General features: G+C 56.9%; 14 protein-coding genes and 2 pseudogenes. 10 read left to right on the forward strand and 6 right to left on the reverse strand.

Going from position 1 to position 17,196, the window contains the following annotated elements; all coding sequences use genetic code 11:
• Positions 1 to 41: 41 nt before the first annotated feature.
• The 3 genes from P1K31_RS20595 to P1K31_RS20605 all read right to left on the reverse strand — a co-directional run bounded on the left by P1K31_RS20595 (position 42) and on the right by P1K31_RS20605 (position 3,626).
• Entirely contained in the window at positions 42 to 1,310 is a 1,269-nt protein-coding gene (locus P1K31_RS20595) for an ArgE/DapE family deacylase (RefSeq protein ID WP_276306221.1), read from the reverse strand.
• Positions 1,310 to 2,059 carry an SDR family NAD(P)-dependent oxidoreductase gene (locus tag P1K31_RS20600; protein WP_276306222.1) on the reverse strand — a complete coding sequence of 250 codons (750 nt, stop codon included), beginning with the start codon at positions 2,057 to 2,059 and terminating at the stop codon, positions 1,310 to 1,312. The genes P1K31_RS20595 and P1K31_RS20600 overlap by 1 nt, the downstream gene beginning before the upstream one ends.
• Before the next feature lie 88 nt (positions 2,060 to 2,147).
• Complete coding sequence (locus P1K31_RS20605; RefSeq protein WP_276306223.1) at positions 2,148 to 3,626, reverse strand: aldehyde dehydrogenase family protein; 1,479 nt, start codon at positions 3,624 to 3,626, stop codon at positions 2,148 to 2,150.
• A 155-nt stretch (positions 3,627 to 3,781) separates the two neighbouring features.
• On the opposite strand from P1K31_RS20605, the gene P1K31_RS20610 reads away from it, so the two are divergent.
• Positions 3,782 to 4,300 carry an Lrp/AsnC family transcriptional regulator gene (locus P1K31_RS20610; protein ID WP_276306224.1) on the forward strand — a complete coding sequence of 173 codons (519 nt, stop codon included), beginning with the start codon at positions 3,782 to 3,784 and terminating at the stop codon, positions 4,298 to 4,300.
• Positions 4,301 to 4,821: 521 nt separating this feature from the next.
• Here P1K31_RS20610 and P1K31_RS22010 read toward each other — a convergent pair.
• Positions 4,822 to 5,106, reverse strand: a complete 285-nt coding sequence (locus tag P1K31_RS22010; RefSeq protein ID WP_379794706.1) for an amidase family protein — start codon at positions 5,104 to 5,106, stop codon at positions 4,822 to 4,824.
• Positions 5,107 to 5,231: 125 nt separating this feature from the next.
• On the opposite strand from P1K31_RS22010, the gene P1K31_RS20615 reads away from it, so the two are divergent.
• The 6 genes and pseudogenes from P1K31_RS20615 (at position 5,232) to P1K31_RS20640 (ending at position 11,790) form a co-directional block, all read left to right on the forward strand.
• A complete protein-coding gene (locus tag P1K31_RS20615) occupies positions 5,232 to 5,405 on the forward strand; it encodes a hypothetical protein (protein WP_276306225.1) in 174 nt (57 codons plus the stop codon).
• A 2-nt stretch (positions 5,406 to 5,407) separates the two neighbouring features.
• Positions 5,408 to 6,844 (forward strand): sodium:solute symporter family transporter, encoded by a 1,437-nt coding sequence (locus P1K31_RS20620; RefSeq protein ID WP_276306226.1) that lies wholly within the window; start codon positions 5,408 to 5,410, stop codon positions 6,842 to 6,844.
• Positions 6,845 to 7,096: 252 nt separating this feature from the next.
• The gene (locus P1K31_RS20625) at positions 7,097 to 8,038 is read left to right on the forward strand and encodes a nitrilase family protein (protein WP_276306227.1); all 942 of its coding nucleotides are present in this window, start codon (positions 7,097 to 7,099) and stop codon (positions 8,036 to 8,038) included.
• A 139-nt stretch (positions 8,039 to 8,177) separates the two neighbouring features.
• The gene (locus P1K31_RS20630) at positions 8,178 to 8,852 is read left to right on the forward strand and encodes a DUF1028 domain-containing protein (protein ID WP_276306228.1); all 675 of its coding nucleotides are present in this window, start codon (positions 8,178 to 8,180) and stop codon (positions 8,850 to 8,852) included.
• 1,735 nt (positions 8,853 to 10,587) lie between these two features.
• Positions 10,588 to 10,944: pseudogene (locus tag P1K31_RS20635) on the forward strand (helix-turn-helix transcriptional regulator).
• A 558-nt stretch (positions 10,945 to 11,502) separates the two neighbouring features.
• Positions 11,503 to 11,790 (forward strand): PadR family transcriptional regulator, encoded by a 288-nt coding sequence (locus P1K31_RS20640; RefSeq protein ID WP_276306229.1) that lies wholly within the window; start codon positions 11,503 to 11,505, stop codon positions 11,788 to 11,790.
• A 125-nt stretch (positions 11,791 to 11,915) separates the two neighbouring features.
• Here the strand turns inward: P1K31_RS20640 and P1K31_RS20645 are convergent, their stop codons facing one another.
• Positions 11,916 to 12,107: a homing endonuclease associated repeat-containing protein gene (locus P1K31_RS20645; RefSeq protein ID WP_276306230.1), complete on the reverse strand. Its 192-nt coding sequence runs from the start codon at positions 12,105 to 12,107 to the stop codon at positions 11,916 to 11,918.
• Between P1K31_RS20645 and P1K31_RS20650 the strand changes: the two are divergent.
• A pseudogene (locus tag P1K31_RS20650) lies at positions 12,091 to 12,947 on the forward strand (ISH3 family transposase); the annotation flags it as partial. The gene P1K31_RS20645 and the pseudogene P1K31_RS20650 overlap by 17 nt on opposite strands.
• Positions 12,948 to 14,470: 1,523 nt before the next feature.
• Here P1K31_RS20650 and P1K31_RS20655 read toward each other — a convergent pair.
• Positions 14,471 to 15,766, reverse strand: a complete 1,296-nt coding sequence (locus P1K31_RS20655) for an AMP-binding protein (RefSeq protein ID WP_276306231.1) — start codon at positions 15,764 to 15,766, stop codon at positions 14,471 to 14,473.
• A gap of 317 nt (positions 15,767 to 16,083) precedes the next feature.
• On the opposite strand from P1K31_RS20655, the gene P1K31_RS20660 reads away from it, so the two are divergent.
• Both P1K31_RS20660 and P1K31_RS20665 read left to right on the forward strand, forming a co-directional pair.
• Positions 16,084 to 16,410 (forward strand): hypothetical protein, encoded by a 327-nt coding sequence (locus tag P1K31_RS20660; protein WP_276306232.1) that lies wholly within the window; start codon positions 16,084 to 16,086, stop codon positions 16,408 to 16,410.
• 95 nt (positions 16,411 to 16,505) lie between these two features.
• Positions 16,506 to 17,162: a class II aldolase/adducin family protein gene (locus tag P1K31_RS20665; protein WP_276306233.1), complete on the forward strand. Its 657-nt coding sequence runs from the start codon at positions 16,506 to 16,508 to the stop codon at positions 17,160 to 17,162.
• The last annotated feature ends 34 nt before the right edge of the window (positions 17,163 to 17,196 follow it).

Consider the following 17,196-nt stretch of genomic DNA (forward strand, 5'->3'; position numbering starts at 1 on the left):
AACGGATCGAGTCTTCCAACGACGACATCGAGAGTCGGTGCTCACCCGAGTACCCCCAACAAATCGGCCGTCGCCACCGCTATTACTTTGGTCGCGGTCACTACCCGGTCGATGGGAACGTGTTCGTCGACGACGTGAGCCTGGGCGAGCAACCCCGGGCCGTAGACGATACACTCCGAAATCCCCGCGTCGTTGACGAGGAATCGTTGATCGTCCGACCCGGGTGACACGACGAAGCCCGGATCGTCGTAGAAATCGCCGATGTACTCGAGATACGTTTGACTGACCCGGCAGTCCTCCGCAACGATCGTCGGCTCAGCGAACATGATCTCGTCGTACGAGACTTCCGTCTCGGGGAAGTCCGCCTCGGTCTCCGACACGAGGTCTTCGATTTCACCACGGGCTTGCGCCACGGATTCCTCGGGTACGAGGACGCGATAGAAGGTAGCGGTCGCGCGATCCGGGATCACGTTTTCGGAGTAGCCCGCGTCGATCATCGTGGCTGAGACGTCAGCCCGTCTCGATTCGGAGGGCGTGACCGGTTCATCGGTCGTCCGCTGATGGAGTCGGTCACGATACGCTTCCATCCTCGTGAGGAGGTCGTTCAGCGCCGAAATCGCATTGAAACCGTCCTGGGCCATGCATCCGTGCGCTTTCTTCCCCGTCGCAGTGACGCGGAACTTCAGGACGCCGCGGTGACCGAGACAGACACGAGAACCGTCGAAACACTCAGTGTATACGCAGTAGTCCGTATTGTCCGAAGTGATGTACCCCTCGTTGACGAGATACCCGAGGCCGGTGAACCCCCCCGTCTCCTCGTCGATAGTCATGCTCTGGGTAATGGATCCAGGTAGATCGACGTCGGTCGCATCGAGTGCGTCGATCGCGAACAGGCTAGCGACGATCCCCGATTTCATGTCGCTTGTGCCCCGCCCGTACATCGCTCCGTCCTCGATGATCGGGTCGTAGGGATCGAACGTCCAATCCTCTCCGGCCGGGACGACATCGAAGTGCCCGGTGAAGTGAACGTTCGGACCTTCATCGCTTACCTCGCCCCTTCGACCGATGACATTCACTCGTTTGTGTTCGGTTCGATCGGGATAATGTTCCGCTACGATTCGTCCGGGAACGTCCACGTATTCCACATCGTATCCGCGAGCTGCGAGGGCATCTCCGAGGAATTCTGCGCCTTCGCGATAGTTCCTCCCGGGGGGATTCTCCGTATCGATCCTAACAAATTCGGCCAAGAATTCGACGATATCGCTTTCACGGTCGTCGACCGCCGCGTAGAGTTCCTCCTTTCGAACCATCAGATATCTCGCCCCCCGTCGACCTCGAGCGCTGTACCGGTCACCATTGCCGCGTCTTCACTAGCGAGGAAGACCGCCGCGCTAGCGATATCGTCCGGGCGTGCGAGACGCCCTAGCGGGATGGTACTAGCTATTCCTTCGATGCTGAGGTCGCCGCCGGCGAACTCCGGAAGCATCGCAGTATCCGTCGCGACGGGACAGACCGCGTTGACTCGAATGTCGTGTTCGGCGAGTTCGTACGCCAGTTGTTTCGTGAGGGTGATCATCCCTCCCTTGGAAGCTGCGTACGCGGAAAGTCCCGTTCGTGGACGAATACCGGCGGTCGAGGCTGTATTGAGGATAACCCCACTGCCCTGCTCTTTCATGTAGGGGACGGCGTACTTAGCGCCAAGGAACGCGCTCTTGAGATTCACGTCGAGCACCCGGTTCCAGGTCTCCTCTTCGATGTCTTCCACCGGCGTCGACCGCTGTGAGATGCCTGCATTATTGTGGAGGATATCGAGTCGGCCGAAATCGTCAACTACCTTCTCGATAGTTCGTTCAACATCACGCGCGTCGGAGACGTCCGCAGCGATCGCGAGTGCGTCACCGCTGTCCGATCGGATACGTCGAGCGGTTTCCGCGGCCGATTCGTCGTCGATGTCCACGACCGCGACCGATGCGCCGCGGTCAGCGAACCGTCGGGCCGTCGTACGTCCCATCCCGCTTCCGGCACCAGTGACGATAACTACTCTATCGTGAAACCCCATACATCGCACTCCTTTCGACTGAGTATTAAACGTGAGGGAGCGGTTACCTACGATTCTTTGATGAAATTCTACTTGATTGCGACACGCGTCAGGCCCCGGGGAGGGAGCCGTCGGCCGTATCCGAGAGGTTGATCGCGACGTTCTTCGTCTGGAGGTACGAATCGAACGCCTCGAGTCCCTTCTCACGACCGACGCCGCTCAGTTTGTATCCGCCAAACGGTGTCTGGTTGGTGTCGCCGAACCACTTGTTAACGTAGACGTTCCCCGCATCGAGACGACGTACCAGACGATGCGCGTGAGTAACGTCGTTCGTAAAGACGCCGGCAACCAATCCGTACTTCGTGCCGTTTGCGATCTGGACTGCCTCCTCGGTGGTCGAGAACGAGAGTACCGAGAGCACGGGACCGAATATCTCCTCCTGTGCGATGCGCATGTCGTGCGTGACGGCACTGAAGACGGTCGGCTCAATGAAGTACCCGCTCCGGTCGGGAGCCTTTCCGCCGGTAACGAGGCTCGCCCCCTCGTCTACTCCCGCCTCGATATATTGCGTTACTCGTTCGAAATGCTCTGCAGAACAGAGAGGGCCCATGTCGGGGTCCTCCACGCCGCGGTCGAGCGAGTACTCGCTTGCTCGCTCGACTACTTCGTTCAAGAACTCGTCGTGAATCGATTCGTGGACAACAGCTCGGTCAGCCGCCGAACACACTTGGCCGGCGTTCGTGAAAATGGCTTTTGCCACCCACTCAGCTGCCGCATCGAGATCCGCGTCGGGGAAGATCAACGCGGGGTTCTTCCCCCCGAGTTCGAGCGTAACCTCTCGAACGTGCTCGGCGGATCGGCGCATGATCTCTCGACCTGTCGACACACTCCCGGTGAACGTTACGGTGTCTACGGAGTCATGAGCGACGAGTGCAGCACCGGCAGTACCGCCGTCGCCCGTGATGACGTTGACGACACCGTCCGCGATACCTGCTTGCTCACAGAGTTCCGCCAATCGCAGCGAGGACAACGGCGTCTGGGGGGCAGGTTTGACGACCGTCGTGTTCCCGGCCGCGAGCGCTGGGGCGACACCACGAGCGAAGAGATTTCCGGGGAAGTTCCACGGAGTTATCTGTGCGCTGACCCCGTATGGTTCGCGAACGGTGTAATCGACCTGGTCGGGCCCGACGGGAACGGATCGGCCTTCGAGTTTGTCCGCGGCACCCGCGTAGTACTCGAAATAGCGAGCCGCCCCTCTCATGTCGCTTCGAGCTTGCGAAAGCGGTTTACCCTGATCGATACTTTCGAGGTATGCGAGTTCGTCGAGCCGTTCTCGAACGAGTTGGCCGACACGGTAGATCAGCCGACCCCGTTCGTCCGGGGGAGTGTCTCGCCACGATGGAAACGCCTCCCGAGCGGCCGCGACTGCTCGATCGACGTCGGCTCTCTCCGCCGAGGCGACCGACGAAATCGGCTCTTCCGTGGCGGGGTCTATCGTCTCCTGCCAGATCTCACTCGCTGGTTCGGTCCACTCGCCGTCGATATAGAGGTCGTATCTGTCGGCGATGGTTGCGTCTAAGTGGCGCATGTAATCAAGAGTGACGGAGGGTAGTTAACGGTTGTGAGATTTTCGTGAAGGGATTCGGTTGGAATCCGTTCAAAGACGGTCAGCGGCGGGGTAACGCTGTGGGAGACCCTCGCGATCCCCTCGCCTTTTTATATAATAGCGTAGAATAATAGTCCATGTCTCGGTCGACGGTCCCCACCGGTAATTTCGACGAGATCGACCTCAAACTCCTCGAGCGTATCGAGGGTGACTTCGACGTCAGTCTCAACACGCTCTCGGACGAGCTCGGCCTGTCGAAATCGGCCATTCACTATCGATTGAACAAACTCAAAGAGGGCGGTGTCGTGAAGGGGATCACTGCAGACCTCGACCCCGAACCGTTCGGACTCGAGATGGTCGCCATCACGGAGATCTCCGTAACCCACGAGCACGGTTACTCGCGAGAACTCGGCAGCGAATTAGCCGAACTCGACGGCGTCGAACAGGTCTACTACACGATGGGCGACGTCGACTTCGTGGCCATCTCCCGCGTTCAGGATCGAACGCAGATGAACGAGGTTATCGAGAGTATGGTCGCGATAGAGGGCGTCAACGAGACGTCCTCGCGGTTCGTCATGAACGAGATACTGACGAATCCGAAAATCACGTCAAACATGTCTACAGAGATGAAACAAGGTCTGGTGAACGACTCGTGAACCGTCGGAACGCCGCCGACGCTTCGTCGACGGCAAGCGGGAGCCCGCCGAACGAAGCCCGGTAGATTTGGACATCGACATCTTCCCATCTTCACGTCGCCATCGCCGTTCTGGGACACTCGCACCCTTCAGTCCACTGCTCGACGGTTGCTCCTAACGCCTATGTTCGAACGATATACCACGTATCAAAGTAATTGTGAATAATATCCACTATTAAGTCTAACTACCCGGAATATTTATTAGACATGCTGTACCATGGCACACCAATCGAGCTTCGTCTATACCATCACAAAAGTACGAACGTTACATCCCCGTCGTGATTTCTCGACTCGGGGAGCCGTCCAACGCCTATGCACAACCGACTCTACGCTCCTACAATACACGTCTGAGTAAGCCGTCAGGATGGTCGGCTCTGAGGACTGGTGAACGCTGTTCCCGGTACGCTCGCTCGGACCGAGACGACAGTTTCAGTCGAAGCGATCCCACAGAGTCGCTGCTAAGGGTGATAGAGGCACTGTCGGTCAGTGCCGCCGGGGTCCCACCCGATGATCTACCTGTGGTCTGGTCGACATCCTATGGATTGGTCGACGCGCCGAACAGAGATTATGGATCACTGGCTTTATCCGAACTCTGGAGGTATTCGTCTTACCGAGCACAATAACGCCAACGTCTTCAAATCGTTTCACGACCGTGTCGCTTTGGTCGGGGACGTGCTCTGCGAAGGTATTTACCCCAAACGGGGTCCGAACCTCTTCCACGTGGATTAAGTCCTTTATCGCCATGGGGGCGGCGTGAAGCGGACCCAACTCTGCACATCAGCGACTGATGAATAATAGTGGCCATTCTACCCCGGTCAACAATTTCTCTCTAGTACTGAATCATAAAACTTAACACCAAGGATGCGGATTCGTTCGTCGTAGTGTCATCCCCCATGATCACGTTCATCGCACAGACCAGTGTCGCTCCGACGATATTTTGGGTATCTGCCGCCACAGTACTGCTCGTTGTACTATTCGTGTTATTGGTGGCCCCGTATTTCGGTGTATTTGGCGACAGAGATATCGATATAGAATCGAACGCCCCTGAAAGCCCCGAGGGACTCTGATTGTGACACTCCCTATTGTCAACATCAGTATCGTCGTCCTCCTCGGAGCCGCGTTCGTCGGCGTTGGTTGGTTCTTCTCCCAGCGCTCCCAGGGAACTGATGACTTCATCCTCGGTGGTGGACAACTCGGTATCGCGCTCGGGATGACCTCGCTACTTGCCTTTTGGATAACGGGCAACACAATGCTCGCTGCTCCTGAAAGTGCTTACACGTTTGGTATCCTCGGTTCTCTCGGCTACGGTATGCTCGGAGGTGCAGGCGTTCTCCTGTTCGGGTTGCTCTCGAAGCGTCTTCACCAGGTCATCCCGCACGGTAAGTCCGTCGGCGACTTCTACGGCACACGTTACGACGAGAAGAACTACTACGTGTTCGTGTCGCTGCTCGTCGTGTACGTTCTCGGCCTCATCGTCACGCAGGGTATCGGCGGTGGCGTGTTACTCGAGCAGATATTCGGAATTCCGTACTATCTGGCTGTGTTCCTAACCTTCAGCATCGTCATCGTTTACTCGTATCTCGGCGGATTCCGGAGCGTCACCGGTGTGGCGTACTTTCAAGTTCTTCTGATCCTCCTCGTCGCACTCATCGTGCCGCCGCTGGTCTACTTCAACGTTGGATTCGAACCCGTCTATGAACGGATCGTTGCTGATTCGCCGGCAAAGCTCAGTCTCACCGCCCCCAGTGGTCTCCTGTTCGCGACGGCCGGGGCACTGCTCGGGATCGGAGAGGTGTTTATGGATAACACCTTCTGGCAGCGGGCATACGCTATCCGAAGCGACGTCGTCGCGAAAACGTTTGGGCTTAGTGGTATCGGCTGGATTCTCGTCCCGCTCGCGATCTCAAGCCTCTCGTTCGTCGCGTTAGCGTTCAATCGGACCCCCGATCAGGTCAACCAGGTCGCACCCATGATCGCTCAGATATACGGCGGGCCAGTAGCGGGATGGCTCTTCCTCGTCGCCGTCTGGAGTGCGCTCTGTTCGACGACGGCCGCGAGCATCAACGCACTCGCGACGCTCCTGATGAACGACGCCGTCCCACGTGTGACAGACGACGTGACCGAAGATGAACTCCTCCAGTACGGAAAATACTTCACGATCGGTATCGGAGTCCTCGGCTTCCTGTTTAGCCTTCCTCGCATTCTGACGATGTTACAGATGTTGTTCTTCTTGGGCGTGATTAACGTCGCGTTCGTCTTCCCCATTATCGCCGGTCTCTGGTGGGAGAAGACGAACCCGCGGATCGTGTTCGTCGCGACGACCGCTGCGACAGTCGTCGGCTACACCGCGTACTTCACGCTCGGAGCAAATCAAGGCATTATCCTGAGCGGGTGGGTTTCGTGTCTCGTCACGTACGGCGGCTCATATCTCCGACCAGCGGACTTCGACTGGAGTAAACTCCAACGCGTCGGTCGAGATATAACCAGTGGGGGTGATAGGGTATGATCCTCCCACTCGTTGTCAGTCAAACGTTCTTCATCGGGATGGTCGTCGTCGGTATTATCGGGACGCTCATCGTGACTGGCATCATCCTCCGATATACCATTCGAGAACTGCGTAATGATACGATGTGGTAATCATGTTCAGAAGGAGTAATGAGGGCCACGGTCGGACTGCATCGAATCACACGGAGAGTCGACGGTCGAACAACGGTCACCGTCCGTCCGCCTGGGCAACGGTGAATCGAGATCAGTTAGAATGAGTGAAACACAACCTTCCACAAACGAAATCAGCAGTAGCGAAGACGAACAGTCACCCAACAGGCAGTCGTCCGTTACCATCGCCTGCGTGCAGTTCGAACCACACGTCGGAGAACTTGGGACAAATCGCCGGGAAACGTGTCGACTTATCGAGGAAGCAGCAAAACGGGGGAGTGACTTCATCGTCCTCCCGGAACTCGCGAACTCGGGATACGTCTTCAAGAATCGAACAGAGGCCCAGTCACTAGCCGAATCCATCCCGGACGGCAAGACGGTCCAGCAGTGGGCCGACCTCGCGGCCGACCGTGACCTATACATTGTTGGCGGTTACGCTGAACGAGACGGAAGTGATCTCTACAACTCCGCGGTGCTCATCGGCCCCAACGGATACATCGGGACGCATCGAAAGCTCCATCTATGGAACGAGGAGAAGCTCTGGTTCGAGCCAGGAAACGAGATCAACGTATTTAATACGGAAATCGGACGAATCGGTATGCAGATCTGTTACGACCAGTGGTTTCCAGAACTTTCGCGCATCCAGGCTGCGAAAGGTGCTGATCTCATCGCGGAGCCAACCAACTGGGTACCGATAAACGAACACGAGCGAACGGCACTCGCGGACGGCGAGTTCGCCCGGGCGAACTATCTCGCTATTTCAAACGCCCACGTCAACACTGTCTGGTTCGCTTGCGCGGACCGAATCGGGACGGAACGTGGACAGCCGTTCCTCGGACGGAGCCTGATCGTCGATCCAACTGGAACGACGATCGCCGGGCCCGCTAGTCAGTCGGACGAGGAGTTGCTCATCGCCAAGGACTGTGATCTGATGGACGCACGAACGGAAAAGGTCTGGAATGAGCTGAATGTCATCCCTCGAGACCGACGAACCGACCTTTACGACGAATTGCTCGGATATGACGACGATGCCCATCCCCATTGATGAACTCGTATCGACGACTGGAGACGACACTCAGTCCCGCTATGCAAGATCACCACCACTCCGCGATCTGTCGCCCGAGCGCAGCAGGGTTAGACAGAAGGACTAGTTCGACCTAGGTGAACGTGACTATGAGGAACACATGACATACTCGATTTGTACTACTGATGGCACGCGCCACGGTATCGCTATCGCGACCAAAGCCCCTGCAGTCGGCGGGTTGGCACCGTTTCTCTCCCCGAACGGAGCCGTCTGTACGCAGTCGATCGTCAACGTCCCGCTCGGCCCAAAGGCAGTTACGCTCCTAGATGGAGAGGCAAGCGTCGACGATGCGATCGAAACCCTCATTGAGAAAGATAATGATGCATCTGTTCGACAGCTCCATGGGGTAGACGTGTGGGGCAACACATCTACGTACTCCGGCGACGAGTGCGTCGACTGGTTTGGGTCGGTAACGGGCACAACCGATTACGAGACGTACACTGTCGCCGGTAACATGCTTGAGGGTAAATCTGTCATCGAAGCGATTTCCGACGAATACGTGGCCACAGCCGAGACGGAGCAGTCGTTCGAGAAGCGACTGATAGCTGCCCTTCAAGCAGGGGAAGACGCAGGTGGGGACAAGCGAGCGGGGAACGCACAGAGTGCTGCACTGAAAATATACGATCCAGAGAACCCTCGGCTGTATCACGATCTCCGGGTCGACGATCACGAGGATCCGGTTGCCGAATTACGGCGAGTGTACGATGTTGCTCGGCAGGATGACGAGCAGTGGAAAGAGGAATTCCCTGAAGCGGTTCTTCAACGGACACTGTAGCTGCCACCTTCTCGCTTAAGGGAGTGTCTGATGATCGTTGACTTTCGAGTATGGTCTCGTATTGATCGTTCGGTTCTTAAAGGAACTCAGATTAAGCAGAACGATGTGCCTCGATAGGGCGGGAGATACGCTCGAATGACTCCCGCAACCCTACTGATGAAAGAATATATTCCATTTCCAATAGCCTGTATAGCGTGCACTTGCGTTCAGTCCTCATCGGAGCCGTGTGCAATTTTGATCGGTGTGAGTGTCGAGCAATGCGGACGGATTTCTTGGAGATGCGTCGCGGGCAGTAGACGATACTCGGTCAAATGGTGAGCACACGACCTACTGACGCGGCTCGTGTCCGAATGAAGGCATGCGACGCACACCAAGGTCCGTCTATCGTCAGATCTGCTCGGTTACATAGAGGAGGTGACCCGCAGTTGCTCTATTCGTGACACTGGCGGTCTTCTCGCCACACCACTCAATTCTACGAGGGCAATAGTGCTAATACTAATTACTCGGTCAGCTACTGAATGCGCTGCTTCACTGGGCCGTGCATCGACAAGCCAGGGTCAGGGCAACAGACGTGGCAAACTCCGACTAAAACTCGGTACGAGAACAACTGTTAGCATATCCTCAAAGATCATACGTGCTCGGTCAACTTTTCAATGCGCGTATACTACTCGACTGTCGGACCATGGAGAATAAATATGCCACTCACGGACCATGCACTGACTGTCGCACCGATCTCTCAGTATCGTGTACCTTACGTCATATTTTCCTATTGACGTACGACGCTCCTCTCTTCGCCATCTTGACTTTCGATCTGTCTAAGATGTTTTCTATTACTCGCTCACTCGACAGCTGGTGTCCAACCGCCTGCACAGACCGCTCATGCTGCGCATGCGCTGAGAACGAAGATAGGTGCGTTGTAGGGCACAGTCGCATACAGAGGGAGAACGGGTCTGTCTCAACGCGTACCGTCCGCGGTGCTCCTCTAGAGCGGCGAACCCTCCACAGCGTGGAGTAACGCGCCGATTCTCCAACGGAGTATCCCATCTGACTCACCTCGTGACGATGTGTCCGTCGCGTTTCCGTGGCGCATATTCCGCCCAGTGCCCAGCACCGGTCATGGCCGGTGTCGATGGTGTCGCATCTATCCGAGTAATTACTTTCAGCGTATTTCATGACTGAGACCTAGGGTAAATCACGAGCCCTCCGTCGACTGGAACTGTCGCATGATACGTGCACTGTCTATTTCACTGACTACAAAGCAGATGCCAGGCGGGGCGAAACGCCAGGCGTCGGCAGCCAGAGATCGGACGGACACTGATACGATCCGTCTCGATCTCTCAGCATGACCCGAGGGGTCCACGGCTGGTCCCCCACTCCCTCGGATTCCGCCGTGCCACGGTGGTCCCCCGCGCCCGGTCATTGACTCACGCCCGATCGCGGTCCCCCTCGGCGGGGATGCCGACGCTTCCTCCACTCCTGCGTCGGCACGTGACACAGAGTGTATGCCGTGAAATGACTCATTACTAACACTAATTCATCGGTGAGTGATCATCCGGACCGTGGGGAGCTCCGATTCACACTCGTCAAACACCGTTCATGGAATCTCTTCAATCGTGTTTGATGTGCGAGCGAGACACTTGTGATCGTTGTGCGGGGCAACGATCTAGGAGGCTCTGTATCACCTGTGTAACAATACTCCATGCCCAATACTAGACGCATGTGGTTGATGATGTCACTGTTTGAGCTCACCGGGTTCCAGCGCGATCTGCTGTACGTGATCGCCGGCTTCGACCAGCCCTCGGGGCAGGAGATCAAAGCCGAATTGGAGGCCTAAACTGGTCGCGAGATCACCCACGGCCGATTGTATCCCAACCTGGATACGCTCGTGAATCAGGGCTACGTCGACAAGGGCCAGATCGACCGTCGTACGAATTGGTATGCGCTCTCAGAGAAGGGCCGGGAGACGTTGTCCGAGCGCCACGACTGGGAAGACAACTACCTCCCGTTCGACACCCCACGCCGACGTAGCAGGGCCAGCCGGCATCTCCTCTGGTCTGGAGACATCACACGAGGCTTGGCTTCCCGGCCATAGGGGAGACCAGCGGTAGTGATGCCTACCAGTCGTCGATGACTGGATGGTGTGGGACCGTGCTGTGTCGTCATTGGTCACGCCTGGTGCTGCGTCACGGTGGCGCCTGCAGCCAGCCACATTCACGCCTTTATTGCTGAGGGTAGATTCTCGATTCGATTAAAATCGCTTACTGGGACGGAGGGAGTCATGAAGATGGGGCTGTGGCAGTGCAGACCCAGAGAGGGTGTGTGAATGCTCTCCATCCCCACGATGGACGGCGCCGTCCCCTCTCTCCCCACCTATGTCCGGCGATGAAGTGCACTGGACCGAGGCATCGCCATGCTTCTCGAACGGTGAAGAGGGCCACCGATAGTTGGTCGGAACGAGCCGGTAACTGACCACGTACATTCACAGCCATCGCAGCGAGGCAGCCGTCGCGATGGCTGGAGAGAGACCCGAGCCGATACGACCGTTCCTATAGCGATCTCTACCGTGTGTTGTCGGGTGACGCTTGACCCAGTCGTGCGGCCAACCAACACCTACATCTTTACGTCGGAGAGGAGAATCCTCCATGACGCAATGTACGATTTTACCGGGTTTCAACGCGATCTGTTGTACGTGATTGCCGGGCTTGAGGAGCCCCATGGCCTCGCGATTAAGGACGACCTCGAAACGTATTATGAGCGGGAGATCCAACACGGGCGCTTGTATCCGAATCTCGATGTCCTCGTCGAGAAGGGTCTCGTCGACAAAGCACAGAAAGATCGCCGGACCAACGAGTATACGATCACGCGGCGCGGGCGGCGTGAACTCGCTGATCGGGCCGCGTGGGTGGACCAGTATGTCGATATCGAAGCGCTACGCTAGCGTGAATCTTAATACGAGTGTGGAAGTGATAGATGACAGCACAAAATCGTGATTGTCTCAATTTGCTGTGACGACCGAGCGCTACTATCGTTCGTACAGCGTGTGGCAGTGATCCTCGGCGCTGTTTACGGCACGTCAGCGGGCAGTTTACCGGTATCACGCCAGCGCTGATAGGCGGTTTCGACGTGGCGCCAGTTGCCGTCGAAGCGCTTGTAGTAGGTGTTGACGCTGTGGGTGCCGTCGCGCACAACATCGTTGGCGCGCGGCAGCCGGCCAAGCTTGATTTCTAAGCGCTTGAGGTCGAGAACCGTCTGCATCGATTTCCTGGACAACCTGTTCCATGGCACCCCAGAAACGACAACGAGATCCGGCGGATGGCTGCTCAGGACGGTACAACCCAGTATCATCGGTACTGCACGGCGTTCGTGCTAGCGCAGGGAAAGCCACTGACGCTGGCGGTTGAACCGGTAGATGGCGAGGAAAGCAAGGCTGACGCGGGCGAGCACCCGCTCGCCCGCGTCGAGATCTATCTGTTCGAGATCGAGCGGATTGTCATGGATCGAGCAACCTATATCGGAGAGGTGATCGGCGTGCCGGGCGATTGCGCCACCAGTCTTCCCAGTCAAGACCCGGAAGGCGTCGCTTCAGGAGAAACTCTTAGCGATGGCGTCGTTCATGACCGAAGCGACGATCTGTGAAGGAAAAGAGCACGAACAGATGTTCCTGCTGGCGGTGAACGTCACCTACCACAATAGTGATCGTGGGGAGTCTGGCGTGAAAGCGACGGGACACGCGGCGTACGGTCTTCAAGACCGCACGCTAGCGCAGGTCGCAGCGGTCTACGACAAGCGAACACGAATCGAAAAGAGCTACGAGAAGTTCCGTGAGGCACGTGCAATGACGACGACCCCATCGACGACGATTCGGTTGTTCTACGTGGGCGTAAGCTTTCTGTTAGAGCAGTGGGGTTGGTGTTGCAGTGGACTGTGCTCGTCCAGGCATAGCGTGGCGGATGAGCACTTACTGAGGAGCTCACGTTCGATGACGCGTTTCTCCATGGGATCGAGCGGGAGTTAGACAACGAACTGGGGTGGAAAGAGAAACACCGAACGAACGGTGTCGGGCTGCTGGCAGAGTGTGAACACGGCCTCGGTTGAGCCGCCTCGCTTCGTCCGAAGCGAGGCTGGCGAGGAGCGACACCCGTGTTCTGAGACTGGCCTCAGCACCGGCCACAGCAGGAACAAGTAGTTAATTTGACACTCCCTCGACTTCTCGCAGCGTTCTTGCCACTCTTCGTCTCTTTTCGGCGGTCTTCCAGTCTGATATCGAGCTTTTGCTTCCAGCGTTATCGATGGAGTGGACAACTAGCGATTCTCCGCTGTGGACCGGCAGTCAAAGGCGGTAACGGCCACGGAAACGTCTGTCAGGATTGCTTCGAGATTGGATTTGAGATAGATTGGTAAGGGATTGCGACGCCCCTCAGGGGGCGTCTGTCGACAGAGCTGTTTCGCCGGTATTCAGTGAGCGGTTCACGATCATGCCATTCGCGACATGTGCTGGTACCCTTGTCACGCCACTCGCGTTCATGAAGGCAACAGCAGTCGGAGTAATACTAATTACTCGATTCATTGAAGAGGTGCACTGTTTGAGTGGAGGGAGATATTGACGCGGCAGTGCTAGTAAAAACGACCATGATCCGCGAGGGCTATAACTCGTTGCGAGCATCGCGATGAATGCGTCTCTGAGAGTCCCCTGTGTCTAAACGACTGCTTCTACGCATTTATGCTTCCCAGTCGCCATTCAAGCGAGTATCGTCTATCTAGCACGTCTACTACCGCTTATTCGGTTATTTGATCTGCGGAATCTAGCTATCTTTGAAGATGATCTTCACTGCGCGTACCCAATGGGAAGTAGTTGTGAAACCTGGTAGTATACACTAGGGGTTCCATGGCTTATTGAACGTCTTCGGCAAATATCGGGCTATAGACGGCATATATAACAAATAATGGTCACGTATATCGGTATATTCTGATATCTGCTTAACGTTCATTCCTCGGTACCGAGCACGTACATTGTTTCCTGTAGTGGTTCTCTATCCGAGCAATTATTTTTACTCGATCTGCTGTTAGTAATCGATGTAACCTACCCTGCCCTAACTACATGTCCTATGTCCCGCTTGGTCGCAAGCTCGCCGTCCAGTCGGCTGCTGAAGCGCTGCTCACAGCGCTCGTGCAGTTATTTGATCAGATCCTCGCCGTTCAGTTCGTCTTCGCGTAAATTGCACCGACTGAGGCGAATTCACCGGCAACCAGTACTATTTGGACCTAGAGGTACTCCTGGACAGTCGAAACGAGAGTGCGGACGAGGTCGCCCCGCGTCATCTCCTTTTTGACAGGCACCATCGCAGTGGTGAATGCGACAGGCTCACTCACGGCCGTTCGCGTGGCAACCCGATACGTCCACGCGTGCTTGTCCTCGATTTCATTCCTATCCCTATCTCTGCGTCCGCGTGATCGCCATAGTACTCTCAGTGGGTGATATCGATCGCGGCCGTCACGCTCCGATCGGTGAGCCTCTGTACCCCCTGGTGAGTGAGGATCTCGAAGAGCTGTTGAATGACGTTTCCCGCCCAGGCTTCGGGTCTCTCGTCCTAATCTGTTGGTTGTCCCAGGGCTATTCGCTACGCCCGGTCTTGGTCATGATCAGGATGGTCACTATTCGTTTCGATTGGCAGGGTACCGTACTCGTTATTGAACGACGTTCGGATCACTTTCTTATTATACTTCCCCGTGCTTGTTCGGGGGATCTCCTCCGAGAAAACGAATCGGTCTGGAAGCCACCATCTGGGAACCTCTTTCAGGGGATGCTCGCGAAGGTCGTCTTCACCCACCTCGTTTTTCGTGACAATGTATGCGACTGGACGTTCTTGCCACCGTTCATGGTCAACACTAATGACTGCCGCTTCTATGGCCGATTCGTGCGCTAGTAGCTCGTTCTCTAGTTTGACTGATGAGATCCACTCGCCGCCACTCTTGATGATATTGTCTACCCGGTCAACTACGGCGAGGTACCCGTGTTCGTCAATCGTGCCGATATCACCGGTCTTGAACCATCCATCGTCGGTGAACGATTCTTCGGTCGCTTCTGGTCGAGCGAAGTATTCATCGATGACCCATGGTGCTCTCGCCTGAATCTCACCCTTAGATGTACCGTCGTGGGGAACGGGTTCACCGTCCTCACCGCGGAGTCTGAGCTCCGCACCGGGAATCGGGATACCTGGCTTTGTTCGAAGCTCGTACTGTTCGTCCTCCGGAAGATCTTGAATCTCGGTGGTCACTAACGTATTGACGAGGTGGGGAGAGGCCTCCGTCATGCCGTATCCCTGGATGATAGGGGCCTCAAACTCTTCGTCGAATCGTCGCATTATCGCAGGCGGTGGCGAGCTTCCGCCGGTAAGAATGCGATCGAGTGTGCTGATGTCCGCCTCGGAATTTTCGCCGATATAGGCGGCCATATTAGTCCAGATCGTAGGCACACCGGCTGCCACGGTCACGTCTTGTTTCCGGATCTGTTCCTCGATACTCGCTAGGTCAGTGTGCTGGTTTGGGAGGACGAACGACGAGCCGTAGAACGTCCCACTGTACGGGAGGCACCACCTGTTCACGTGGAACATGGGGACGATCGGAAGAATGATGTCCGACTCACAGATGCCGAAGGTGTCCTTTGCGCCGTAGTTCATGCTCAACAGGTACAGACCACGGTGAGAGTAGGCTGCGCCCTTCGGGAGGCCGGTCGTACCAGACGTATAGCAGATGCCACACTCGCGTTCCTCGTCGAGGTCTGGCCAGTCGTACTCCGTATCGTGTCCGCCGACGAATGCTTCATAGTCGCGAACCGGGGAGAGTGACGTTTCTGGGACCTCACCGGCGAGGATGACGTACTCTTCGACCGTCTCTAATTGGTGAGCAATCTCCACGGTCCGGACAAATTGCGTAGCGTCGCGCTCATTCAGTCTTCTCACGGTGATTTCGGGTGCTTCGGGGTCCCGGTCGTTGCAGCGACGCTCGGGCGACAGCGGTGGCGATTGCGAGTGTGATCTCGGGACTCGGGACGCTGATACAGGTATCGTTGACGGTCTATTTACTCGTGCGTATCAATGACCGCGATGCGGACATCCCTCGTGAGGTCACGAACGTCGTAACGAATCCGATCTTGTTATCGCTCGCCGTGAGCCTCTGCTTCACGACGTTCAACCTACCTGTCCCAGACGCCGTTGACGTGAGTCTGTGACGCGTGTCGACGCTCGCACTCCCCGTAGCGCTCCTCACCGCCAGGGGGTCGCTCAAGCCCACGGGCGCCGGAACGCCACTCGGCTGGACTGGGTGGGTCGTCGGCTTGAAGGTCCTCGTGATGCCGCTCGTCGCGTTCGCGGTGTTTTCGGATTGGACGCGGACGTACTCACTCGGAACACCGGTATCATGTTCGGGGCACCTCCGCAGTCTCGACGTACGTCTACTCGCCGGACCCGGCGGTGATCCCACATTCGCGTCCGTGAATGTCTTCGCGACGACGATGGCCTCCACCGGCTCGCTGTTCGTCCTCCTCTACTTCATCACGTGAGCGACCTACAGCGAAGCGGCACGTCCGGATCCCGTGCGGCCCACCCTCCGTTAGCGAAACCTTTGTCTCTATCCCGTGAGTCGGAGGTGCTACCCATGACGACAGAGCGACCACTGCGAGCCGAACGCGAGGACATCTCGCGTATCGGACGGGAGATGCGCGAAAAGGGCCTGACCAAGGGGTCGGGTGGGAATGTCAGCGCTAGAAGCGGCGACCGGGTGGCGGTCAGCCCATCGGGAATCCCCTACGAGGATATCACCCCCGAAACCGTCCCCATCACCGACCTGAATGGGACGCTCCGCGACGGGGAGCGAGACCCGTCGAGCGAGACTCCGATGCACGTGCTCATCTACGCCGGTCGACCCGACGTCGGAGGGATCGTTCACACGCACTCACCGTATGCGAGTACGTTCGCGAGCCTCGGCGAACCGATACGGGCGTCTCACTACCTTATCGCCTTCGCCGGGAAGGAGGTTCCGGTTGCCGGATACGAACCGCCTGGGACCGAGGCGCTCGGCGAACTGGCAGTCAACGCGCTGGGTCACGACCACGACGCGTGTCTCCTCCAGAACCACGGCGTCATCGCCGTCGGAGAAGACGCCGACGCTGCCCTGGAGACCGCGGAGATGGTCGAGTTCGTCGCCCAGATTCACTATCAGGCGTCGGCCATCGGGGACCCTGTCATCATGGCAGACGACGATTTAGAGTACCTCGTGGACATGTTCGGGTCCTATCGACAGCAGAGCGAGTGAGGGCCGGTGAGTCAGCGTATGTCGAGCACGAGAG

This window comes from Halomarina halobia (assembly GCF_029338575.1).
GTDB lineage: Archaea > Halobacteriota > Halobacteria > Halobacteriales > Haloarculaceae > Halomarina > Halomarina halobia.